Source organism: Pseudomonas gingeri (assembly GCF_013386165.1).
In the GTDB taxonomy this organism is placed as follows: domain Bacteria; phylum Pseudomonadota; class Gammaproteobacteria; order Pseudomonadales; family Pseudomonadaceae; genus Aquipseudomonas; species Aquipseudomonas gingeri_C.
This window is the reverse complement of record NZ_JACAOS010000002.1, coordinates 174,637-196,391: the sequence shown is the minus strand read 5'-3', so window position 1 is coordinate 196,391 and position 21,755 is coordinate 174,637. Positions and strand designations below refer to the sequence as shown.

20 protein-coding genes and 1 pseudogene are annotated in these 21,755 nt (G+C 61.5%); 10 read left to right on the top strand and 11 right to left on the bottom strand.

Annotation, left to right across the window (positions count from 1 at the left end):
• A pseudogene (locus HX866_RS04680) lies at nucleotides 1-161 on the top strand (ribonucleotide-diphosphate reductase subunit beta); the annotation flags it as partial.
• Nucleotides 162-243: 82 nt separating this feature from the next.
• Here the strand turns inward: HX866_RS04680 and HX866_RS04675 are convergent.
• Both HX866_RS04675 and HX866_RS04670 read right to left on the bottom strand, forming a co-directional pair.
• Complete coding sequence (locus tag HX866_RS04675; RefSeq protein WP_177138260.1) at nucleotides 244-1,374, bottom strand: alpha/beta hydrolase; 1,131 nt, start codon at nucleotides 1,372-1,374, stop codon at nucleotides 244-246.
• A gap of 99 nt (nucleotides 1,375-1,473) precedes the next feature.
• Nucleotides 1,474-1,812, bottom strand: a complete 339-nt coding sequence (locus tag HX866_RS04670) for a hypothetical protein (protein WP_177094365.1) — start codon at nucleotides 1,810-1,812, stop codon at nucleotides 1,474-1,476.
• 301 nt (nucleotides 1,813-2,113) lie between these two features.
• Between HX866_RS04670 and HX866_RS04665 the strand changes: the two genes are divergently transcribed.
• The 3 genes from HX866_RS04665 to HX866_RS04655 all read left to right on the top strand — a co-directional run bounded on the left by HX866_RS04665 (nucleotide 2,114) and on the right by HX866_RS04655 (nucleotide 4,348).
• Entirely contained in the window at nucleotides 2,114-2,860 is a 747-nt protein-coding gene (locus HX866_RS04665; protein ID WP_177094363.1) for an SDR family oxidoreductase, read from the top strand.
• 31 nt (nucleotides 2,861-2,891) lie between these two features.
• Entirely contained in the window at nucleotides 2,892-3,746 is an 855-nt protein-coding gene (locus HX866_RS04660) for a DJ-1/PfpI family protein (RefSeq protein ID WP_177126733.1), read from the top strand.
• 116 nt (nucleotides 3,747-3,862) lie between these two features.
• On the top strand, nucleotides 3,863-4,348 hold the full coding sequence (locus HX866_RS04655; protein WP_177094359.1) for a YybH family protein: 486 nt from the start codon (nucleotides 3,863-3,865) through the stop codon (nucleotides 4,346-4,348).
• A 29-nt stretch (nucleotides 4,349-4,377) separates the two neighbouring features.
• Here HX866_RS04655 and HX866_RS04650 read toward each other — a convergent pair whose 3' ends face one another.
• From HX866_RS04650 to HX866_RS04635, 4 genes are all read right to left on the bottom strand, one after another.
• Nucleotides 4,378-5,325: a GlxA family transcriptional regulator gene (locus tag HX866_RS04650; RefSeq protein ID WP_177105963.1), complete on the bottom strand. Its 948-nt coding sequence runs from the start codon at nucleotides 5,323-5,325 to the stop codon at nucleotides 4,378-4,380.
• Nucleotides 5,326-5,386: 61 nt separating this feature from the next.
• Complete coding sequence (locus tag HX866_RS04645; RefSeq protein WP_177138258.1) at nucleotides 5,387-8,326, bottom strand: bifunctional diguanylate cyclase/phosphodiesterase; 2,940 nt, start codon at nucleotides 8,324-8,326, stop codon at nucleotides 5,387-5,389.
• Nucleotides 8,327-8,739: 413 nt separating this feature from the next.
• The gene (locus HX866_RS04640; RefSeq protein ID WP_177094358.1) at nucleotides 8,740-9,525 is read right to left on the bottom strand and encodes a sulfite exporter TauE/SafE family protein; all 786 of its coding nucleotides are present in this window, start codon (nucleotides 9,523-9,525) and stop codon (nucleotides 8,740-8,742) included.
• A 217-nt stretch (nucleotides 9,526-9,742) separates the two neighbouring features.
• Nucleotides 9,743-9,928, bottom strand: a complete 186-nt coding sequence (locus tag HX866_RS04635) for a hypothetical protein (RefSeq protein ID WP_177094356.1) — start codon at nucleotides 9,926-9,928, stop codon at nucleotides 9,743-9,745.
• Nucleotides 9,929-10,003: 75 nt separating this feature from the next.
• Between HX866_RS04635 and HX866_RS04630 the strand changes: the two genes are divergently transcribed.
• Both HX866_RS04630 and HX866_RS04625 read left to right on the top strand, forming a co-directional pair.
• Entirely contained in the window at nucleotides 10,004-14,047 is a 4,044-nt protein-coding gene (locus HX866_RS04630; protein WP_177138257.1) for a Pls/PosA family non-ribosomal peptide synthetase, read from the top strand.
• 14 nt (nucleotides 14,048-14,061) lie between these two features.
• A complete protein-coding gene (locus tag HX866_RS04625; RefSeq protein WP_177094352.1) occupies nucleotides 14,062-14,649 on the top strand; it encodes a 4'-phosphopantetheinyl transferase family protein in 588 nt (195 codons plus the stop codon).
• A gap of 27 nt (nucleotides 14,650-14,676) precedes the next feature.
• On the opposite strand, the gene HX866_RS04620 is transcribed toward HX866_RS04625, so the two are convergent.
• From HX866_RS04620 to HX866_RS04605, 4 genes are all read right to left on the bottom strand, one after another.
• The gene (locus HX866_RS04620) at nucleotides 14,677-15,072 is read right to left on the bottom strand and encodes a GFA family protein (protein ID WP_177094350.1); all 396 of its coding nucleotides are present in this window, start codon (nucleotides 15,070-15,072) and stop codon (nucleotides 14,677-14,679) included.
• A gap of 71 nt (nucleotides 15,073-15,143) precedes the next feature.
• On the bottom strand, nucleotides 15,144-15,914 hold the full coding sequence (locus HX866_RS04615) for a class I SAM-dependent methyltransferase (RefSeq protein WP_177094348.1): 771 nt from the start codon (nucleotides 15,912-15,914) through the stop codon (nucleotides 15,144-15,146).
• 43 nt (nucleotides 15,915-15,957) lie between these two features.
• Entirely contained in the window at nucleotides 15,958-16,518 is a 561-nt protein-coding gene (locus HX866_RS04610) for a DUF4174 domain-containing protein (RefSeq protein ID WP_177094346.1), read from the bottom strand.
• A gap of 69 nt (nucleotides 16,519-16,587) precedes the next feature.
• On the bottom strand, nucleotides 16,588-17,490 hold the full coding sequence (locus tag HX866_RS04605; protein WP_177094345.1) for a LysR family transcriptional regulator: 903 nt from the start codon (nucleotides 17,488-17,490) through the stop codon (nucleotides 16,588-16,590).
• Nucleotides 17,491-17,632: 142 nt separating this feature from the next.
• Here HX866_RS04605 and HX866_RS04600 point away from each other — a divergent pair, with 142 nt between their 5' ends.
• The 4 genes from HX866_RS04600 to HX866_RS04585 all read left to right on the top strand — a co-directional run bounded on the left by HX866_RS04600 (nucleotide 17,633) and on the right by HX866_RS04585 (nucleotide 21,245).
• Nucleotides 17,633-18,331 carry a CoA transferase subunit A gene (locus tag HX866_RS04600; protein WP_121139145.1) on the top strand — a complete coding sequence of 233 codons (699 nt, stop codon included), beginning with the start codon at nucleotides 17,633-17,635 and terminating at the stop codon, nucleotides 18,329-18,331.
• 37 nt (nucleotides 18,332-18,368) lie between these two features.
• Nucleotides 18,369-19,028: a CoA transferase subunit B gene (locus HX866_RS04595; protein ID WP_177094342.1), complete on the top strand. Its 660-nt coding sequence runs from the start codon at nucleotides 18,369-18,371 to the stop codon at nucleotides 19,026-19,028.
• A 14-nt stretch (nucleotides 19,029-19,042) separates the two neighbouring features.
• Nucleotides 19,043-20,221, top strand: a complete 1,179-nt coding sequence (locus HX866_RS04590) for an acetyl-CoA C-acetyltransferase (RefSeq protein ID WP_177094341.1) — start codon at nucleotides 19,043-19,045, stop codon at nucleotides 20,219-20,221.
• A 265-nt stretch (nucleotides 20,222-20,486) separates the two neighbouring features.
• Complete coding sequence (locus tag HX866_RS04585) at nucleotides 20,487-21,245, top strand: DJ-1/PfpI family protein (RefSeq protein WP_177125037.1); 759 nt, start codon at nucleotides 20,487-20,489, stop codon at nucleotides 21,243-21,245.
• Nucleotides 21,246-21,304: 59 nt separating this feature from the next.
• Here HX866_RS04585 and HX866_RS04580 read toward each other — a convergent pair whose 3' ends face one another.
• Nucleotides 21,305-21,703, bottom strand: a complete 399-nt coding sequence (locus HX866_RS04580) for a carboxymuconolactone decarboxylase family protein (RefSeq protein ID WP_177138256.1) — start codon at nucleotides 21,701-21,703, stop codon at nucleotides 21,305-21,307.
• Nucleotides 21,704-21,755 lie beyond the last annotated feature (52 nt).

Here is a 21,755-nt window from a genome sequence, read left to right as displayed (position 1 = left end):
CCAACCGTCGCCTGTCGCAGATCGGCTTGAAGGAAGAGTACCCAGGGACCACCAACCCGTTCCCATGGATGAGCGAGATCATGGACTTGAAGAAAGAGAAAAACTTCTTCGAGACCCGCGTGATCGAGTATCAGACTGGCGGTGCGTTGAGCTGGGATTGATGTGGCTGTTCACCTTGAGTGAATAGCTGGAACACCGGAAAGCCCTGAACCTGTTCAGGGCTTTTTTATTGGCTAAACAAAACTACTTCAACCGCCCCGCTCCCTCCAGCCAACCCGGCGCGCCCTTCAGCAACCATTCAGTGGCCGCAGGATTGTGTTTGATGCGGCTATCCAGAAACGCCACACCCACGGCCTGAATCGCAGCCACTTGCTTGGGATCCGGGGCCGGCTCGCCCGCCATCGGACTATGGACACCGCCGCCGGATTTGGCGCCGTGCTTGTGCCCTCTACCTTTGGAAGCATCGCTGGGCGGATCGCCGCCCTTTTCGGCCTTTTTCGGACGGTTGAACAACTCGGTCCCGGACAAGGTCTTGTGCGTCGCTTTGTTCAGCTCCAACTGAACACTGCCAGCCACCGTCACCGATTCGCCCAGGACTTGTCGCTGGCGATAAGAACTGACCCAGTTGAACGGGTCCTCATCCTCCTGACCGGTCATCGACAGCACGGGCGCCGATATCTGCGCGAACAGCTCTCGCCGGGCGCCGGCTTCCACATAAGGGCTGAGCAGCAACACCGCCTTGGGCTGAATCGCAACGCCTGACGTAGCGCCAGGTTCCAGTGCCCCGGCCAGGGCCTCAGCGGTTTGCGCGCCAAAATCAAAGCCTGCCACCACGACCTGGTTCCAGTCGATGGCGGCCAGTTGCGCGTCCCCTTTCGCGGCCCGGGCCCGAACCTCAGTCAGGACTTTCTGCAATGTGGACAGCCTGTCGCGCAAGGCGGCGGCGGTGTAATGACTGCTCGCCACGCCACGAAAGTCGCCATCCAACGCCTGCGGCGACGCAAAAATCGACTGATCATAGGCGTGCCCCTGAACGGACAGCACTGCGTAGCCGGCTTGCGCCCAAGCCTTGCGCCACTCCACTCCACCTGAAGCCGGCTCGCCCAGCCCCGGCAAGTAAATAATCAGCGGCAAGCGCTCGTGGGTAGCCGGCGCCAACCACGCCACACCCACCGATTGCTGATCGAGTTGCCAGGTCGCGTCCCAGCCGGCCGTTTCGTTGTGGGACGGTTGATAGGCGCTGGCCAGATCTTTATTGACCAGCTCGGTGAATCCGATACGCGGGTCTGGCGGATCCCCCGCACAACCCGAGATCAATCCCAAGCTGCCCACTAAGGCGCCCACCGCTAGCCAGTACCGAGGTTGAAGGTTCATTCGATTCACAACGTCGTCAAGATCAAGATGGCTAGCAGCGTAACCGACCCTCTGGCGAACAAAACGCAAGGGCAGGTAAAGAATGGGTAAAGCACGACGCTAGATGGACTTGATCGATACCACTTCGAAATACCGGAACTTCTTCTTTTTCGCCTCGGCCTTGGCCTCTTGCTCCGCGATGAAGGTGCTCAGGGTATTGGCATCGTAGGTCAGCACCTCGACGTCGCCGCCAAACTGCTTGGTAGCGCGCAACGTGACTCGCAGCTTTGGGGAGAGTGCTTTCGCAACGCGTCGAGGCTTGGGAGCAGGTGCAGGCGTGACTACGAACGTTGGCTCAGGCACAGCCTCAGGGGCTGGCGCCGGTACCGGATCAGGGCTTTGGCTGGAGGGACCAAACAGCGCCAAGCGCATTTCCTCCTCGCTCAGGTCGTTACTCATTGTGGGCGTCTCACCATTATCTATTTAGGAAGCTAACGGATTTTATCAGTCTTGACGGCGGAACGCTTTGATCGATGTGAATCCTCGTGAACGCTTGCCACCAGCCACGGTGATTGCGCGAGGTTCCACGTCGAGACGATGCCCTAAGCCTATGGCAAGGTGACGTTTTTTGAGGGATATAAGACCTTTGCGCCACCTCCTTCGCCTCCCATAATTTGCGCAACACATCGAGCCGAGACAAACGCGATTGCGCGTTGAACCTTCGGCCTGATCAATCACGGGGCAGAAAGAGGAACGCAAGATGAGACTCAAGAACAAGTCAGCTTTGATCACCGGCGGTACGAGTGGCATCGGTCTCGCGACCGCCAAGCTCTTCATTGCCGAAGGTGCTCGGGTCGCGGTTACCGGCCGCGATGTTGCCGCATTTGAGCGTGTGCAGGCCGAATTGGGCGAGAACGCGCTGGTTCTCAAGGGCGACGTACGTTCGATTGAGGACATGCGGGCGATTGCCGCTGAGGTGAAGGAGAAATTCGGTGGTTTGGATGTGGTGTTTGCCAACGCAGGCCACGCGTTCCCATCCGCGCTCAACGACATCGACGACGATCTCTATGACGAGATTATGGACATCAACGTCAAGGGCGTGGTGGTCACGCTTCAGGCGGTGCTGCCTGATTTACGAGAAGGCTCTTCAGTCATTCTCAACACCTCGTTCGTCGCGCAGACCGGCAAGCATGGCATCTCGTTGACGGCGGCGGCGAAGGCAGCCGTGCGATCGCTTGCCCGCAGTTGGTCCTACGAGTTTCTCGACCGAAAAATCCGCTTCAACGCGATCGCGCCCGGCGCGATGGACACGCCCCTGATCAGCAAATGGGGGATGTCCGATGAGTGGGTTCGCGACCGTAAGGCCGAGTTCGCCCAGGCTGTTCCGGTGGGCCATATGGGCAAGGCAGAGGACATTGCCTATGCAGCGCTCTATCTCGCCAGCGACGAATCCTCCTACGTAGTCGGCACCGAACTGGTCGTCGACGGCGGCGCCTCACAACTTTGAGGCTTCGGCCCCAGCACAAGGAGACAGTACCTTGACCGACAATAGCGAAAACAGCGCCACCGGCGAGCCACCCGTCAGAACGGGCAATTCGCGCCGCGATGTTCTCAAGCTCGGAAGCATCGTCACGCTCGGCGCCATCCTGGGCGGTGGGGCTCTGCTTGGCCGTGCAACTCCCGCTCTCGCGCAGGCCGGCAACGGCGGAGAACTGGCCCCGAACGAACCGCTGAATATATTGATCGTGAATTACGACGGCGGCACGCTTCTCGATTTCGCCGGCCCCAGCGAGATTTTTCACCGGCTACCGAATACCAAGGTTCGTTATGCGAGCCTCAATGGCGGCAACGTGACCCTCGAATTCGGGGTCGTGTATGGCAACACTGAACGACTGGCCGACATTGAGAAGACCGACGTGCTCCTGGTCCCTGGCGGTTCTGACTTGTCGGCGCCGATGCGACCGGAATACCAGGCACAAATCCTGCGTCTGGCTGAAAGCGCCAAGCATATTACGTCGGTCTGCAATGGATCGCTCGTGCTCGCCGCAACCGGCATTCTCAAGGGCAAGCGCAGCGCCTGCCATTGGGCCTTCGTCAACAAGCTGACCGAGTACGGAGCTATCGCTGTTCCGGATCGTTTCGTGGAGGACGACAACGGCCGGTTCATGAGCGGTGGCGGCGTGACGGCAGGCATCGACTTCGCACTCCGCGTTGCCGCAAAGCTGCGCGGTCAACAGGCCGCCGAATTCACGCAACTCGCAATCGAATATGACCCCGCCCCGCCGTTCCATTCAGGTCACCCCAGAGAGGCTCGGCCAGAAGTCGTTGCGATGGTCGACAAGGTACTGCCCGGTGCTTCCAAGGGACTCGCACGAATCCCCGGCGTTCGCTGAAACACTCGCATGACCACACCGCCGGCCTTGATGAAGGCCACAACCAACATCGTCGGCTGCACCTGCCCAATCGGGTGCAGCCCCCTCCCATTCAAGCCAAGATCGGAAACCATCAGATGCGCCAGATCAGTCTTTGTACTGCCGCCCTTGTAGCCTGCACCGCCCTTTTCACCTTTGCCGCTCCGGCAATTGCCAGTGACTCGCAACACCCACCCGAAGCGGCCATCAAGGCCGAAAACGCACGATGGGCGCAAGCCTTCGGGCGCGGTGATTATGAGGCGATAGGCCGCCTCTATACGAAAGATGGCGCACTCTTGCCACCCACGGGTGACAGGATCATCGGGGCCAGCGCGATCGCCGGATACTTCACCAAGGGCTATACCGGGTCCTTGCCGAGCACCGTCTCTTTCAGCAATTACGAGTTCTACGGTAACGATCAGATCGTGACCGAAGTCTCGGATGCCGAGATCCGTGATCACAGTGGAAAGCTCAAGTACCGCGGTAAACAGACCCTCATCTTCCTGAAGCAGGGCGACACCTGGAAGCTGCACCGCGACATCTGGAATGATTCGCCAATGCCCAGTCAGGCAACCGCCCGCTAAGCGAAACGCGCTGATCGGCCATCGATCGATCAGCGCTCACCGTTCAATCGGCTCTCGCGGCGGATCGATTGCGGCGGATGTCCATGCAGTTTGACGAAGGCCCTGCGCATCCGCTCTGGATCGGTGAATCCCACCGCCAAGGCAATCTGTTCGATCGGTTCGCTACCATCCTGCAGGCGCAGACGCGCGGCTTCAACACGCAAGCGCTCAACCGCCTTGGCGGGTGTTTCACCCGTTTCCCGGCGAAATGCCCGCCCGAATTGCCGCAGACTCAATCTTGCGGCATCGGCGAGTCGCTCGACAGGTAGCGCTTCAGCCAGATGTTCTCGGGCAAAGTTCAGAGCCATGCGGATGCGATCCGACTCCGGTTCCATTTGCGACATGGCGGAGAATTGCGACTGTCCCCCTGGTCGACGATAGGGCACGACCAAAAGCCTGGCGGTAGCCCGCGCGGTTTCCGGCCCCATATCTCGTTCAATCATGGCGAGCGCCAAGTCGATTCCAGCAGCGATGCCCGCCGACGTCCAAATACGTCCGTCGGCGATGTAAATACTGTCCCCTTCGACCCGGGTGCGAGGGAAGCGTGACTGCAATTGCGCCGCATAGCGCCAGTGCGTGGTGGCTCTCAGTCCGTCCAGCAGGCCGGTTTCCGCCAGCAAGAACGCCCCCGTACACACGCTTGCCACCCGCGAGGCATTGGAGGCCAATTGCTTGGCAGCAGCGATGTTCTCCGATGCCTGCATCGGATCGATATCACCGCCCACGAATATGACAGTGTCAAACGTGCCCTTCCCGATCGGCTTCGTCTCGATCACCAGGCCCGTATTGCCAAGAATGGCGCCTCCGGGCTGCGAGACGACATGAAGTTCATAGGGCGTATGACCAACGGCTGTGGCCACCTGGTTGAAAGCCGAGAGTGGCCCTGCAAGATCAAGAGGATCGTGGCCACGGCAAACGAAGAATCCAACTCGATGCATGATGAGGTCGCTGACAGACTTTGGAATGGCGTATTTTATTGAAAACCCTTGAATAGCGCCATCATTGAACGAATGCAGTCCCACCGATCGAGCCACCCCAGCCAAGAACCGATCCGCTGCCGGCGAAACACCCCATCAACGCCTCCAACCCCATCGGCTTGGCAAAATAATAACCCTGGGCCTGCCCCGCGCCCATTTCCCGCAGCAAATCAAGCGTCGCGGCATCCTCGACCCCTTCGGCCACCACGCTCAGGTCAAGGGATTCAGCCATTCGCACAATCGCCCGGACAATCGCGCGACTACGGGAACTGGCGGTCAGTTCGAGGATGAACGACTTGTCGATCTTCAAGCCGCTGAAACGGTACTGATGCACATAGCTCAGGGATGAAAACCCCGACCCGAAATCATCGAGCACCACCGACATGCCGTTGTCGGCCAGTTGTTGCATGGTACGTCGAGCCATGGCCGGTTCTGCCACCAGGGCACCTTCGGTCAGTTCCAGGCAGATCCGCGATGGCGAGACCTGGTGCAGCGCTAGCAACGCAAGCACATCGCTGGCGAAATCTGCGCGCGTCATGCTGTAGCTGGAGCAATTGACGTGCACCGGCGGCCAGTTGGCGTGCTGGGGTTGGGCGAGGATCACGGCAATGCGGGTCAGCATGTACAGGTCCAGTCGACCGATCAGGCGCAAGCCCTCGAAGTCCGGCAGGAACTCGCCCGGCGCGACCACCCGGCCACCCGGTTGATGCCAGCGGACCAGCGCTTCAAGGGCCAGCAGTTCGCCGTTTTCAACGCTGACAATCGGCTGGAAATACGGCAGCAGTTCATCGGTGCGCTTGAGGGCGTTGCGCAAGGCCCCTTCACGCTCAACCTGGTCCGAGACTTCGCGGCGCACTTCCTGGTTGAACACCGCGTAGCTGTCGCGCCCGGCACTCTTGACCCGGTACATCGCCGCATCGGCATCGCGCAGCAGGTCGGCCGGCTCGTGATGGAACTGGCTGTCGGCGCTGACAATACCGATGCTGCAGGACGAAAAAACCTCATGTCCATTGATAAAAAACGGCAGGTCGAACGCCACCAGGATCCGTTCGGCAATCTCGATCACCACGTCCAGCGGCGCCTCGGGAGCCAGCACCGAAAACTCGTCACCGCCCAGGCGGGCCAGCATGTCGTTGTCACGCAGGCAACCGCGCAAACGGTCGGCGGCCTGCATCAACAGCAGGTCGCCAAAATGATGACCGAGGCTGTCGTTGACCATCTTGAAACGGTCGAGGTCGATGAACATCACCGCCAGGTACCCACCGTTGCTCTCGAACCGCGACCAGGCCTGGTGGAGGCGCTGTTGCAGGTAGGTACGGTTCGCCAGTCCGGTCAGCGCATCGTGGGCGTTTTCGTGTTGCAGCTTGGCATTGGCATGATCGAGTTCACGGGTGCGGTGCTGCACCCGGGCTTCGAGCATGAGGTTGGCGGCGTGGATCGCTTCGGCGGCCGTGCGCCGTGACAGCGCTGTGTCGATGTGCCGCGACACGAACGTCAGCAGTTCCTGGTCACGCAGGGTGTAACGTACCTGCGAGGTGTAGCTTTGTACGACAAGCACGCCGCGCACCACCTCGCCATCGAACAAGGGAATGCCCAGCCAGGAGTAGGCCCTGACAGACTCATGGGCCCTTTCGGTTTCGCCGCTCACCGACAACCGCTCGGACTCGGCGGCATCGATCAGGCAAGGTCGACGCTGGCGGATCACGTACTCGGTCAAACCCCGGCGCCCGCGTCGTGCCGCCGGGCGGATGGCCAGTCGTTCATCGACATAGTACGGAAAGGTCACTTCGCCGGTCGCGTCGTCGAACAGCGCAATGTAGAAGTTCTGCGCGAACAGCAGCTCGCCGACGATGCCATGCAGGGTTTGAAACAACTCGGCCATGTCGCCAGGCTGGCTCGACAGTTCGGCAATCTGGAACAACGCACTCTGCAGATGTTCGGCGCGCTCCCGGTCCACCACCTCCTGCCTCAAGGCATCGTTGAGTGCCGAAAGCTCCAGGGTACGACGCATCACCGTCTCTTCCAGGTCCGCTCGGTGCAGAATCCGATCCAACGCCATGGCCACGTGGCGGGCCACCACCAGAAACAGCGCGCGATCTTCAGCGCTGTAGATGCGGGCAACGTCATAGACCTGCATCGCCAGCATGCCAAACACCTCATCCGAGGCATTTTTCAACGGTGCGCCCATCCAGAATTCGGGACGATCACCCACGCAGTGGAAAAGTCCTCCCGCCTGGGCCGCGAGAATGCCGGCGGAGTCGATCAACAGCGGCTGGCCAGTGGTCAGCACCTGGCCGGTCAAGGACAGGTACGCAGGGTCAAGGTATTCGTAGTTCTCGGATTCCAGGGCATCCACGTCGATAATGTCGACGTAGTACGGGTAGTCGATCTTGCCACTGAGGGGGTCATACAGTGCGAGGTAGAAGTTCTCGGCGTCGATCAGGCTGGCCAGCAGTTGGTGAATCCCCACCAGGAACACCGAGCGGTCGCGGGTCGAACTGGCCAGGTAGGTAATCTCGTACAGCACACGCTGAGTGATCTGCGCACGGGCCAGGGTATGGGTCTGAATCTCAATGCCCAGGCGCTGGGCGAATTCGGCGAGTGCCGGTTCCGCGGCATCCTTGAGGGGCGCGAGCAGCCAACCCAGGACGCCTTCGCCTCTGCCGGTCGGCCAGCGGTGCAACTGGCGGGTCAGGCAAAAGGCTTCAAACTCTTCATTGGCAACGCTTGAGGGCCACTGTAGTGAGGGGTCGCCCTGGCCGACCCGATGCATTTGCTCCCCGGCGCGATAAACCACCCAGGTGGTGGTATGGGCCCAGTTGCGCGCTGAGTCCAGCAAGTGTTCGATTGAGTCTTCTTTGCCAACGTAGGCCATACCAGGCGTATCCCCTTGCAGTTGAGGGGCGATCACATCGCAATCATTCGATTGCATCGGGGAGTCAGTCAATGGACGAACACTCATCAGCGCTCCCAAAGCCAAAAATTGGCGATACTCAATGACTGATTACTAGCCATGTGCCTTGCCAGTAAAGCCTATAGCGTTTTTTCAATCGCTTATTCGTTTTGGTGCCCACCAGCTGAAGCACCCGCAGACCGATAGCATACTGCCTCTATTGGCTCGTTATGAGAATGGCCGTCCGGCGTGAGTTTTTTCAAATCGACCGGTAACGGCCTACCCGAGGTGGTTCATGCACCCTCGCGATCAATTCGAAGTCCATCCGACGCTCTTCATTTCCGCCGTCCATATTTGCCACTATTGTCGGGCTTCGTCGGGGCCGGTCTCGTGTTTGCGGGCTGGTCCGGTTTTTGTGGTTTAGCCCGTGTGTTGGTGCGGATGCCGTGGAATCGAAAGATGCTCGCCGGCTGACATAGCGCTCAGAACACCAGCTTGTAGCCGATGGAAAACAGCATGAAGGCCAGCAAAGGCCGCAAGATATTATCCGGCACCCGCCCGGCCAGGTGACTGCCGATGTAGATCCCCGGCAACGAGCCCATCAACAGGAAGCCCAACAGCTCCCAGTTCATATTGCCCATGCTTGCATGCCCCAGGCCCGCAACCAGGGTCAGCGGCACTGCGTGAGCGATTTCCGTCCCCACCAGGCGCCGGGTCGGCAGGAACGGATAAAGGATAAACAAGGCCACAGTGCCCAGGGCACCCGCACCGATGGAGGTCAAGGCCACCATGGTGCCGAGGATCAAGCCGGTCACCACCGTCAGCCCGTTCAACTTCGAGTCACTGATCTGCGAGTGATCGACCCCGCGTCGATGGGCAAACGCCAGCAACTTGTTCTTGAACAGCACCGCCAGGGCCGTCAGCAACAGCACAAAACCCAAGGATTGCTTGATGATGCTGTTCAAGGCTTCCGGCGCGGTATGCAGGCTGCTCAGAAACCACAAGGTCAACAACACCGCCGGCACGCTGCCCAGGGTCAGCCAACCGGTGATTTTCCAGTCGATATTGTCGTTCTTCCGGTGAACGAGAACGCCTCCGGATTTGGTGATCGCCGCGTACAGCAAGTCCGTGCCCACCGCAGTGGCCGGGTTGATACCGAACCACAGCAGGATCGGCGTCATCAACGAACCGCCACCGACTCCGGTCATCCCGACGATGAAACCGACCACCAGACCTGCAACGACAAAACCGAAATTACCGACATCCATTAGCAAGCCCTGTGAATTCAGCACGACCACAAAAAATCTGGCCCGCAGCATAGCGGTTAAAGTTATGAGCGCTTATAAAAATATAATCTAACGTTATAACAACTTTGACCCAGGGACTTTCCCAGGTTGCTGCACGCCTACCGCTCGTCTCCTGTTCCATTCTCGAACTTCGCTCCGGGTCCCCTGTTTGTTGGACTTCGTGCTCTGCCCGTGCACCCTATTTGTGCATGCCTACCCAGCGTTCAACTTCCGTACAGCTGCGCTCTGAGAGACTCAAGTTGTCGTCCGCACTGGCGGCAAAATCTGAAGCGCTGACGGGCTCAATCATGGACTTGCTCGGAATGAATTGTATCAAAACAGATACAAACACAGTTTTTTCAATGATAGAGCCCGTGTAGTTCATTGGCCCTCCTGCCGGCTTCACCCCAGAGGGCAAAGGCGTCGGACCGCCCCTAACAAAACAGGGAATACCCCGCTTATGAATAAAGCGATCATGCAAAAACAACGTCAGACAGCGTTCTTATCGGACGTACTATATGGCCCTATCCAACCTGAATTACTCCACGAGGAAACCCTGGCCGACCTGCTGGAGGACAGCGCCCGGCGGACCCCGGATCAGATCGCACTGATCTGCGGCGAGCGCCAGCTCACTTACCGCGAACTGAGCCAACAAGCCGATCGGGTGGCGTCTGGCCTGATCCAGGCGGGTGTGCGCCCAGGACAGATCGTCGGACTGTGGCTACCCCGCGGCATCGAGTTGCTGGTGATGCAAGCCGGCATCGCCAAGGCCGGTGCCGCCTGGTTGCCGCTGGACCAGGACACACCTGTCGAACGCCTGCAAATCTGCATGGCCGATGCCGCCGCCGTGGGCGTTGTCTCCTGTGAACAGCTGGCGCCGAGCCTGAAAGAGGCCGGCCTGCGGTTCTGGACCGCCGAAACCCTGCTGACTCCAACCGACGCCGTGTTGTCACGCCGCAGCGGCGCCCTGCCCGATCACCCCGCCTATGTCATCTATACCTCGGGTTCAACCGGCAAACCGAAAGGCATCCTGATCTCCCAGCGTAGCATCTGCCATTTCCTGCGAAGCGAAAACGCGGTGCTCGGTATTCAAGCCTCTGACCGGGTTTACCAGGGCTTTTCAGTCGCCTTCGACATGTCCTTCGAGGAAATCTGGATCGCCTACCTGGTGGGAGCAACGCTGTGGATCGGTCCCAAGGAGATCAGCGGCGATCCGGAAACCCTGCCGCGCATGCTGACCGAGCAGAAGATCAGCGTGCTGCATGCCGTGCCGACCCTGCTGGCGTTGTTCAGTGAGGAAGTGCCCAGCCTGCGCCTGATCAACCTCGGCGGCGAGATGTGCCCCGAATCGCTGGTGGAGCGCTGGAGCCGGCCGGGTCGCGAAATTTTCAACACCTATGGCCCCACCGAGGCCACGGTCTCGGCCAGCCTTGCCCGCCTTTCACCCGGCCGGCCGGTGACCATCGGTACACCGCTGCCCAACTATGGCCTGCTGGTGATCGCCAACGACGTCGACCCTTCCCCCGAGCGTACGCCCACCCTGCTGCCACGGGGAGAAACCGGCGAACTGTGCATCATCGGTCCGGGCCTGGCCGACGGTTATCTGGGTAGGCCCGACCTGACCCGCGCGAAGTTCCTGCCCAACCCCTGGAGCACCGGCTACCACGATGCCCGTCTGTACCGCACCGGCGATCTGGCGCGCATTGATGTCGACGGCCAGGTGCAGTGCCTGGGCCGCGCCGATGATCAGGTGAAGATTCGTGGCTTCCGGGTCGAGCTCGGTGAAATCGAAGCCCTGCTGGCGCAACAACTGGGCGTCGGCACCGTGGCGGTGCTGCTGCGCAATGACCATGGCATCGACCAACTCGTCGCCTATCTGGTGCCTGACCAGTCGCTGTGTGAAAGCGCATTGGTCCCGCAACTGCGCAAGGCGCTGCAGTTGCAATTACCGTCCTATATGGTGCCGGGACACTTCGAGTTGCTGGACAGCATGCCCCGCCTGACCTCCGGCAAGATCGATCGCAAGACCCTCAAGGCTCGCCCGCTGAGTGTATCCGCCAACCTTGCCGGCCTGGACTCCGACACCCCCGAGACGCCAGCCGAAGAGGCTCTGTTCAACGCCTTGGCAACGCTGTTCCCCGGTCAGCCCATCCGTCGCGATGCGGACTTTTTCACCGACCTGGGCGGTCACTCCTTCTTCGCCGCACGCCTGGCGTCGGCCTTGCGTACCGACGCTCGCTTCGCCCACGTGACGGTGCGCGATATTTACCAGCAACGGCGCATCGGTGCGATTGCCGCGGTACTGGCGTTGACGCAGGAACCGCTGACGGTCCAGGCCCCATGGACACCACCGTCCGCCTTCCGCCGCTGGCGTTGCGCCGCGGCGCAGGCCCTGGCATTACCGCCGATGGTCTGCCTGCGGATGATGCAATGGCTGGCCCCGTTCTTTACCTTTCACTCCCTGACTGGCGCACCGGGCGACTCCCTGTCTGTCGCCACGCTTGCGTCCATCGGGGTATTCCTGCTGGCGACGGTCATGCAGTTCATCATCGCCATCGCCGGCAAATGGCTGGTGGCCGGGCGCATGAAGCCCGGGACCTACCCGTTGTGGGGCCTGGTCTACTACCGCTGGTGGGTCGCCGACCGCATGATCGAGTCAGCGCCGGTCTATCTGTTGAGCGGCTCTTCGCTTTATCCCCTGTGGCTGCGGGCTCTCGGGGCCAAGATCGGCAACGACGTCACGGTCGGCTCCATGAGTTTGCGCGCACCGGACCTGTTGACCCTCGGTTCCGGCGTCAGTATCGGTAACGCCGTCAGTTGCGAAAACGCCCGCGTCGAGCGCGGCCAGCTGCATCTGGGGCCCATCACCCTGGAAGAGCAGGCCTGCGTCGGCTCCTATGCGATCCTCGAAGGCAACACTGGCCTCGGTCATTGCGCCCGCCTGGAAGGCCAGTCGGCCCTCGCCGATGGATGCAACGTGCCCGCCGGACGCATCCGGGGCGGCGCGCCGGCCCGGGATACCGGCGCCTACGATCCGCAGCGCCTGCCACCACGGCCACAGGTGACGGCGCGACGTCGATTTGCCGAAAACCTGTTCTTTGTGTTCGGCATCCTGTTGATTGCCACGCTGTTCTTTATTCCGGTGTTCCCGGCCTTCGCCCTGATGGACTGGATCGACGCACAGAACCTGATGCCCTGGCTACAGGGCAACGGAATCGGCGTGCAACTGGCCCGCTACTTTGTACTGGCGTTCCCGACCAGCGCCGTACTGATCGTCATCACCGCCCTGGCCTCGGCCGCCATCCGCAAGATCGCCCTGCCCAGCCTGGCGCCCGGACGTTATCCGCTGCACAGCAACACTTATTGCGCCAAATGGCTGGTCAGCCATATCCAGGAGTCGAGCCTGAACACCTTGTCCGGCCTCTATGCCACGGTGTACGCACCTTTCTGGTATCGCCTGCTCGGGGTCAAGGTCGGCCGCGACGCGGAGATCTCCAGCGCCCAGGGCGTGGTGCCGTACATGCTGACCCTGGGGGACGAAACCTTTATCGCCGACGCCGTGATGCTCGGTGACGAGCAGGTCGAGGGTGGCTGGATGTCCGTTCAGCCGACCGTGGTGTCGAACCGCAGTTTCGTCGGTAACGGCAGCTACATTCCAGATGGCACCGTGCTGCCGGAAAATGTGCTGATCGGCGTGCACTCCTGCGCGCCGGCCAATGGGCAATTGTCCGACGGCGACACGTGGCTGGGCTCACCAGCGATCAACCTGCCGGCTCGCGAACAGGCCAGCGGTTATCCCGAGTCCCTGACGTTCCGACCGTCACCGTTGCGGCGCCTGTCCCGTGGCTTGATCGAAGGCTTGCGCATCGTCACCCCCCATGCCCTGGTGATCGCGGTCGGCTATACCGTCACCCTCGACCTGATGCCGCTGGCCAGCGACGGCCGCTGGGGTCAGATGCTGGCCTGGCTGGCATTGATCGGCCTGGCCTATGGCCTGGGCAACTACCTGTTCGTCGTGGCCTTCAAATGGCTGGCGGTGGGACGTTACCGCAAACGCGCCGAACCGATGTGGACACCCTTTGTCTGGCTCTCGGAAAGCGTCACCAGCCTCTACGAAAGCATGGCCGTGCCCAACTTCATGCGCTACCTGCGGGGTACGCCGTGGTTGCCGCCGGCGTTCAGCCTGCTCGGCAGCAAGATCGGCAAAGGTGTCTACATGGACAGCACCGACATCACCGAATTCGACTGCGTCAGCATCGGCGATGACAGTGAACTGAATGCCATGGCGAGCCCGCAGACACATCTGTTCGAGGATCGGATCATGAAGATCGATCACGTGCTCATTGGCCAACGTGTCTACATGGGCCCCCGCAGCGCGGTGCTGTACAGCGCCCAGGTAGCCGACGGCGCACACCTCGGCGCGCTGACGCTGGTCATGAAGGGTGAGCATATTCCCGCCGGCAGTTGCTGGGTGGGCTGCCCGGCCTCTCCCGCCCGGGCATGACCGAGGGGCAGGCCATGGCCGTCTTGAGCCTGCACCCATGGCCGGGCGCCCTGCCGCCGCCGCAGCAAGGCGTCGTGCTGATCTGCACCCGACACCCCGCCGGTGCCAGCCGCGCCGAGGCCAGGGCACAGATTCGCGAAGCCTTGAGGGCAGTCATTAGCCAGACGCTGGGCCTACCGCCCAGCGCATTGTCTTTCCCCCATGTGCCCGGCCAGGCGCCCCGCGTGCTCATCACCGGGCGCCATGAGCCAGGCCTTTCGATCAGTCACGAAGACGATATCTCGGTCGCCGCCCTGCACCTGTACGGGCCAGTCGGTATCGATCTGATGCGGGTGCGGGACATCCCGGACTGGGAGAGCGTGGCGCGCGACTACCTGGGGCCGCAAACAACACTAGGCCTGAGGCAAGTGGCTCAAGAGCAGCGCGCGCAAGCGTTCGCCCAGGCCTGGTGCCTGCGCGAGGCAACGCTGAAATGCGCAGGGCGGGCCCTGGAGGAATGGTCCGGTGAACCCGAAGCCGATTACCGATGTTTCGGGCTCGACCTGCCACCCGGGCTGGTGGGAATGCTGGTGCTTCCCGTTACACCGGGCCGCAGCCACTGAACAGGCGTGCGTTTTTTTGTCGCTCAGTCATCGCCCCGGCTGCCACTCCAGATACTCGGGCATGCCTTCATAGCGCAGCCACGGCACGTCATGGGACACCCAGATATGCTGCTCGGCCACCACGCCCGGATCGTCATCCAAGGTTGCGACACGCACAATCACCAAAGGCAGGTGCAACCTCTCGGCCATCAGATGCGAGCCGCAGCGCGAACAGAAATGGCGCAGCTTTCCCGGCGAGGACTCATAGGCGGTGAGTGTTTCCTGGCCCTTGAGCCAGCGAAAATGCTCGCGCTGGACCCCAGCGGTGCTGGCAAAGGCCGCCGCATGGGTTTTGCGGCAGGTATGGCAATGACAATGCCCGATCGGCATATCGATAGCGTCGATTTCATACTCGACGGCCCCGCAAGCACAGCTGCCCTTCATACCCACTCCATGACCCTGATCCATTGCAAGGCACGATCCTAAACAACGGGTAGCCCGCTGACCAGCCGCTATCAATCCAGACGAATGCAGCGATACGCCTCGGTCCGGTAAGGAAAGGCGATGGTCTCTTGGCCACGCAAGGCCGGATGGCTTTGAATCAGGGCCTGAAGTTGCTCGGTCACCTGAGCCTTTTCCGCTGCCGGCAATGCCGCAATAAAGCTGACCGAGAGGAAACGGTCGATGATGACTTCCTCGGGCGGGCCCACATGGGTGTACTCGAAACAACTCAGCTCTGGCGCCGAGAAATAGCGGCCGTTGAATGGCTGGCGCCAGGCGCCGGTATGAAAACGCGGTGTATCGCCCTCGTAAGGGGTAATGATCCGGGTGATGGCCGCCACCCAGTCCACCGACTCATCACGCACATTCCACACCAGCCCGAGTCGCCCGCCCGGTTTGAGCACCCGATGAATCTCGGCGAGCGCCGCTTCATGGGCAAACCAGTGGAACGCCTGGGCACACAGCAGGGCATCGCCTACCTCGGATTCCAGCGGCATCGCCTCGGCCGTCCCTGACAACGCCCGGACCTGCGGCAGACGATCGACCAGTTCAGCACGCATCGCCTCGATCGGCTCGATGGCCGTCACTGTGGCACCGCTCGCCGCCAGCAAACGAGTGAACTTGCCGGTGCCGGCACCGAGATCGATCGCCTGCGCCCCCGGCACTAACCCCAAAGTGTCACGCAGCCAAGACAGCAGTTCGGCGGGATAGTCAGGACGCCCGTGGGCATAGGTTTTGGCTTCAGTGCTGAAGCCGACTTGTGCTGCCTTGTGAACGCCCGACATGACCCTGACCTCTATGGATTAGCCCAGTAAGTAGCGTTGCGTATCAATCTTCCAGATCCTTGGCCGGAGCCGCCGGCTTGCCGGCCTTCTCGGCCTTGGCACCTTTCGCGCCCTTCACCGGCTTGGCTTCCGCTGCCGCTGGTGGCGCGGGTGCAACGGCGGCTTTCTCCGAGGCCGGCAGTGCATCGATCGCACTGAACACCTCCTTGAGTGCAATCGGCCCATTGTGCTGCAGGGTCGTCTGCTCGCCATCCTTGCCCACCAGGATCACCGTGGAGACACCTTCCGGTGTGACCCCAAGCTTGAGCCCGCGAATCAGCGCCATGGTGGCGGGCTGCTCCATCCATTTACCCGCGCGCTTGCCGACGGTCTGGGCCACTTCGTAGAGCACCAGTTGGCGATCGTCGATCTCCTTCTTGTTGGCCGGGTCGGCGATGGCCTTCGTCAAGCTGACCAACGTAGGATCCACCGTACTCGGCGCAATCACGATCAACGCCCGGTTCTTCCCCAGATCCTGGGCCAGCGGCGACGCATCATCGGCTGCCCAGACAGGACTTGCAGCAACGATAGACAGTACAGCGAGGGTCAAAGACCGGATGAACATACACACCTCCTTCGGATATTCATGGGGTAATGATTGCGCATCGTAGAAAAAGGTCCACAGCCGATGCAGTTATTTTTCGAAATACAAGTAACTTAATCTTTCCTCCTGCAACACATCAAACAATGCCTGGGCCGCCGCCGACAGCTCGTGACCGGGTTTGGTCAGCACGCCGATAGCCCGTTCGACCACCGGATCACACAAGGTGATGCAGCGTGCGCCCAGCTCGCGCATCTGTCCGACACACAAGGCCGGCACCGCACTCACCCCCAACCCGCTGGCGACCATGCGCCCCACCGTTGCCAGTTGATGGCTCTCGAACTCCACCGGCAAGCTCATGTCCCGTGCCCGCAGGTGTTCCTCCAGCATCACCCGCACCGTGGACGGGCGCTGCAAGGTGATAAAAGGTTGCGTCAGCAAGGTCGGCCAATCGATCTGCGCCAGATCGACCCACGGCGAATCCGCCGGCACCACGGCAACAAAACGGTCGATATAAAGCGGCGTGAAGGCCAGCGACGAGCCTTGCTGCGGCTCGAAGGCCACGCCCAGTTCCACCTGGCCGTCGCGCACCATCTCCAGGACCTGCTCGTTGATCACATCGTTGACCGTGACATTGACCTGGGGATAGCGTGCGCGGAAGGTCTTGAGGATCGGTGGTAACAGGTTACCGGCGAATGACGGCATGGCGGCCAGGGTCACGCGGCCGCGCTGCAAGGTGAAACGCTGACGCAGTTCGTCCTCGGCATTGTCCCAATCGGCGATCAGGCGTCGGGCCAGGGGCACCAGGACCTCGCCTTCCGGGGTCAGCGCGACGTTGCGGGTGTTGCGGCTGAACAGCCGCCCGCCCAGGCCTTCTTCCAGGGCCTTGATGGTCAGGCTCAGGGCCGATTGCGACAAATAGAGACGCTCGCCCGCCACGGCAAAGCTCAGGCTCTGGGCAACCGCAAGAAAGGCCCTAAGCTGTTTAACGGTCATGAACGAGGTCTCTACTGGAAGAAAAGAACATTGTTGATCTTTATCAATCAATCGACCCTAAAAATCAACTTAACAAATATATCTTCCGGAGCAACACTCACCTCCAACGGCGAGTCCGACAAACAACAAGAGGATGGTGCATATGGCAGGTTTCGATAAACGCGTGTCTTCCTATGAAGAAGCCCTGGCCGGGCTCGAGGATGGCATGACGGTCCTGAGTGGCGGCTTCGGCCTGTGCGGTATCCCCGAGAACCTGATCGCCGAGATCAAGCGCAAAGGCACCCGCGACCTGACCGTGGTCTCCAACAACTGCGGCGTCGACGGTTTCGGCCTCGGTGTGCTGCTGGAAGACCGGCAGATCCGCAAGGTGGTCGCCTCCTATGTCGGCGAAAACGCCCTCTTCGAAAAACAACTGCTCAGCGGTGAAATCGAAGTGGTGCTGACCCCGCAAGGCACCCTCGCCGAAAAAATGCGCGCCGGCGGTGCCGGTATCCCGGCGTTCTTCACCGCCACCGGGGTCGGCACCCCGGTCGCCGACGGCAAGGAAACCCGTGAATTCAACGGTCGTCCGTACCTGATGGAAGAGTCCATCACCGGTGACTTCGCCATCGTCAAAGGCTGGAAAGCCGACCACTTCGGCAACGTCATCTACCGCCACACCGCCCAGAACTTCAACCCGCTGGCCGCCACCGCCGGCAAGATCACCGTGGTCGAAGTCGAGGAAATCGTCGAACCCGGCGAACTGGACCCGGCGCAGATCCACACCCCTGGCATCTACGTCGACCGGGTCATCTGCGGCACGTTCGAGAAACGCATCGAACAGCGCACCGTACGCAAGTGATTCCTGGCCCATCCCTCGACTAACGGAGAACAAGAACATGGCACTTTCCCGCGAACAAATGGCCCAGCGCGTCGCCCGCGAAATGCAGGACGGCTACTACGTGAACCTGGGCATCGGCATTCCGACCCTGGTGGCCAACTACATCCCGGCCGGCATGGAAGTCATGCTGCAATCGGAAAACGGCCTGCTCGGCATGGGCGCCTTTCCGACCGACGACGCAGTCGATGCCGACATGATCAACGCCGGCAAACAGACCGTCACCGCCCGTGTCGGCGCGTCGATCTTTTCCTCCGCCGAGTCCTTCGCGATGATTCGCGGCGGCCATATCGACCTCACGGTGCTCGGCGCCTTTGAAGTCGACGTGCAGGGCAACATCGCCTCCTGGATGATCCCCGGCAAGCTGGTCAAGGGCATGGGCGGCGCCATGGACCTGGTGGCCGGCGCGGACAACATCATCGTCACCATGACCCATGCGTCCAAGGACGGTGAGTCGAAACTGCTGTCGCGTTGCAGCCTGCCGCTGACCGGCGCCAACTGCATCAAGCGGGTGCTGACCGACCTCGCCTACCTGGAAATCGAAAACGGCGCGTTTATTCTCAAGGAGCGGGCACCTGGCGTCAGCGTCGAAGAGATTGTCAGCAAGACCGCGGGTAAACTGATCGTTCCCGACCACGTGCCTGAAATGCAGTTTTCCTGATGAGGAATGAAGCGATGCAAGATGTAGTGATTGTGGCCGCCACCCGCACGGCGGTGGGCAGTTTCCAGGGTGCGCTGGCGAACATCTCCGCCGTCGACCTGGGCGCTGCGGTGATCCGCCAGTTGCTGGCACAGACCGGCCTGGACGGGGCGCAGGTCGATGAAGTGATCATGGGCCAGGTGCTCACCGCCGGTGCCGGGCAGAACCCCGCGCGCCAGGCCGCCATCAAGGCCGGCCTGCCCCACGCGGTGCCGGCCATGACCCTGAACAAGGTCTGCGGCTCGGGCCTCAAGGCCCTGCACCTGGCGACCCAGGCCATTCGCTGCGGCGATGCCGAGGTGATCATCGCCGGTGGCCAGGAGAACATGAGCCTGTCCAACTACGTGATGCCCGGTGCCCGTACCGGCCTGCGCATGGGTCACGCGCAGATCGTCGACACCATGATCAGCGACGGCCTGTGGGATGCGTTCAACGACTACCACATGGGTATCACCGCCGAGAACCTGGTGACCAAGTACGATATCAGCCGTGAGGCACAGGATGCTTTTGCCGCGGCCTCCCAGCAGAAAGCTGTCGCAGCCATCGAAGCCGGGCGTTTTGTCGACGAGATCACCCCGATCCTGATTCCCCAGCGCAAAGGCGATCCAGTGGCTTTCGCTACCGACGAGCAACCGCGCGCCGGTACTACCGCCGAGTCGTTGAGCAAGCTCAAGCCAGCGTTCAAGAAAGACGGCACGGTCACCGCCGGCAACGCCTCGTCGCTGAACGACGGTGCCGCCGCCGTGATCCTGATGAGCGCCGCCAAAGCCAAGGCCCTCGGCCTGCCGGTGCTGGCGAAGATCGCTGCGTACGCCAACGCTGGCGTCGACCCGGCGATCATGGGCATCGGCCCGGTCAGCGCCACCCGTCGCTGCCTGGACAAGGCCGGCTGGTCCCTCGACCAGTTGGACCTGATCGAAGCCAACGAAGCCTTTGCCGCCCAGGCCTTGTCGGTGGGCAAGGAGCTGGGTTGGGACGCGGCCAAGGTCAACGTCAATGGCGGCGCGATTGCCCTCGGTCACCCGATCGGCGCTTCGGGCTGCCGGGTGCTGGTGACGCTGCTGCATGAAATGCTCAAGCGTGATGCGAAAAAAGGCCTGGCGACCTTGTGCATCGGCGGCGGGCAAGGCGTGGCGCTGGCGATCGAACGCTAGCAGGAGCAGCCGGTCGATGCCTGATTGCTCGCGGTGAAGCCCTTCCTAACGGGCGCTATCGCGAGCAAGCTCGCTCCTACATGGGCCCGGGCCTGACGATATTTTGTGGTGAAATGCTGGCCCGTGGGAGCCGGCTTGCTGGCGATGGCGCCAGTAAGAACACCGCAAGACTCAAGGGCCTCATCGCAGGTAGTCGAGCGTTGACAGGGCAGGCGATAATCTTGCTGCTACTATCAACTCTATCCCATGCCGATAGAGCCTTCGCATGATCTTGATCCTGCTCCCCCATTCCGACTACGACCCCACCGAAAGCAGCGTGCCCTGGCAGTCGATGCACCGCGCAGGACTGGATATCCGCTTCGCCACCCCCGATGGCGTCCCCGCCTATGCCGACCCGCGGCTGGTGGAAAAAGGCTTCGGCCTGCTCAACCCGATGCTGATGACCCGCAAACCCGATCTGGAAAGCTACCAGGCGATGATCGCCGACCCACACTTCAAGCAGCCGCTGGCCTACGCCGATGTCGACCCTGCGCAGTTCGACGCGCTGCTGGTGCCTGGCGGCCATGCCGAGGGCATGCGTAGCCTGCTGGAGTCCGACGCGGCGAAACGGATCGTCCTGCACTTCTTCAAGACCGACAAACCTGTTGCCTCGGTGTGCCACGGCCCGCTGTTGCTGGCGCGCACCCTGGATCCGGACACCGGACGCTCGGTGCTGTATGGCCGCAAGGTCACCGGCCTGCTGTCGGCGAGCATGGAGCTCGCGGCCTGGTTGATCACCGCACCCTGGCTCGGGCGTTATTATCGAACCTACCCGCACACCGTCGAGTCCGAGATCAAGGCGGCACTGGCCAGCCCGAAAGACTTTGCCCAGGGCCCGCCGGCACTGCTGCGCGACTCCGCCAACAAACCGGGCCGTGGCTTCGTAGTCCGCGACGGCAACCTGCTGACTGCCCGCTGGCCGGGCGATTGCCATCGCCTTGCTGCCGAGTGGATACAAATGCTCAAACCCTCGCGTCCCCACTAGGCTCGCGTTGAGGCACAACGCCTCCAGAGGCTCCCGGAAAGGGTCCGCCCCTGGCGGCTTCAGTCCAGCTTGAACGCCTCATCCAGCGGTATGCGATAACCGTTGGCCAGGCGATTGGTTTCGTTGGCCATGCCGACCACGGCCTGCAACTCGCCAAACATCTCGTCGGTCATGCCCGCCTTGCGCGCCGTAGCGGTGTGGGAGGCGATGCAATACGGGCAGTTATTGGTGACGCTGACAGCGACGTAGATCAACTCCTTGGTCAGCGGGTCCAGCGCACCGGGGGCCATGATCTCCTTGAGGCTCTCCCAGGTACGGCGCAAGGTCGGCGGGTGCGCGGCCAGGCACTTCCAGAAGTTGTTGACCTGCTCGACCTTGCGGGTGTGCATGATGTCGTCGTAGACGGCACGCACTTCCGGGTTGGCGTCTTCGTATTCGGTCAGATGCTGGGACGGCATGAACGGCTCCTCGAGTTGATGAACAGCGATAAATGAAGCGAAGGTTATAGCT

Bases quoted from the DNA above. Each gene is read 5' to 3' on its own strand.
- HX866_RS04610 (WP_177094346.1), bottom strand. From the start codon at position 16,518: ATGTTCATCCGGTCTTTGACCCTCGCTGTACTGTCTATCGTTGCTGCA.
- HX866_RS04670 (WP_177094365.1), bottom strand. From the start codon at position 1,812: ATGAGTAACGACCTGAGCGAGGAGGAAATGCGCTTGGCGCTGTTTGGT.
- HX866_RS04625 (WP_177094352.1), top strand. From the start codon at position 14,062: ATGGCCGTCTTGAGCCTGCACCCATGGCCGGGCGCCCTGCCGCCGCCG.
- HX866_RS04655 (WP_177094359.1), top strand. From the start codon at position 3,863: ATGCGCCAGATCAGTCTTTGTACTGCCGCCCTTGTAGCCTGCACCGCC.
- HX866_RS04585 (WP_177125037.1), top strand. From the start codon at position 20,487: ATGATCTTGATCCTGCTCCCCCATTCCGACTACGACCCCACCGAAAGC.
- HX866_RS04580 (WP_177138256.1), bottom strand. From the start codon at position 21,703: ATGCCGTCCCAGCATCTGACCGAATACGAAGACGCCAACCCGGAAGTG.
- HX866_RS04595 (WP_177094342.1), top strand. From the start codon at position 18,369: ATGGCACTTTCCCGCGAACAAATGGCCCAGCGCGTCGCCCGCGAAATG.
- HX866_RS04600 (WP_121139145.1), top strand. From the start codon at position 17,633: ATGGCAGGTTTCGATAAACGCGTGTCTTCCTATGAAGAAGCCCTGGCC.
- HX866_RS04635 (WP_177094356.1), bottom strand. From the start codon at position 9,928: ATGAACTACACGGGCTCTATCATTGAAAAAACTGTGTTTGTATCTGTT.
- HX866_RS04630 (WP_177138257.1), top strand. From the start codon at position 10,004: ATGAATAAAGCGATCATGCAAAAACAACGTCAGACAGCGTTCTTATCG.
- HX866_RS04645 (WP_177138258.1), bottom strand. From the start codon at position 8,326: ATGAGTGTTCGTCCATTGACTGACTCCCCGATGCAATCGAATGATTGC.
- HX866_RS04620 (WP_177094350.1), bottom strand. From the start codon at position 15,072: ATGAAGGGCAGCTGTGCTTGCGGGGCCGTCGAGTATGAAATCGACGCT.
- HX866_RS04650 (WP_177105963.1), bottom strand. From the start codon at position 5,325: ATGCATCGAGTTGGATTCTTCGTTTGCCGTGGCCACGATCCTCTTGAT.
- HX866_RS04615 (WP_177094348.1), bottom strand. From the start codon at position 15,914: ATGTCGGGCGTTCACAAGGCAGCACAAGTCGGCTTCAGCACTGAAGCC.
- HX866_RS04665 (WP_177094363.1), top strand. From the start codon at position 2,114: ATGAGACTCAAGAACAAGTCAGCTTTGATCACCGGCGGTACGAGTGGC.
- HX866_RS04590 (WP_177094341.1), top strand. From the start codon at position 19,043: ATGCAAGATGTAGTGATTGTGGCCGCCACCCGCACGGCGGTGGGCAGT.
- HX866_RS04640 (WP_177094358.1), bottom strand. From the start codon at position 9,525: ATGGATGTCGGTAATTTCGGTTTTGTCGTTGCAGGTCTGGTGGTCGGT.
- HX866_RS04605 (WP_177094345.1), bottom strand. From the start codon at position 17,490: ATGACCGTTAAACAGCTTAGGGCCTTTCTTGCGGTTGCCCAGAGCCTG.
- HX866_RS04675 (WP_177138260.1), bottom strand. From the start codon at position 1,374: ATGAACCTTCAACCTCGGTACTGGCTAGCGGTGGGCGCCTTAGTGGGC.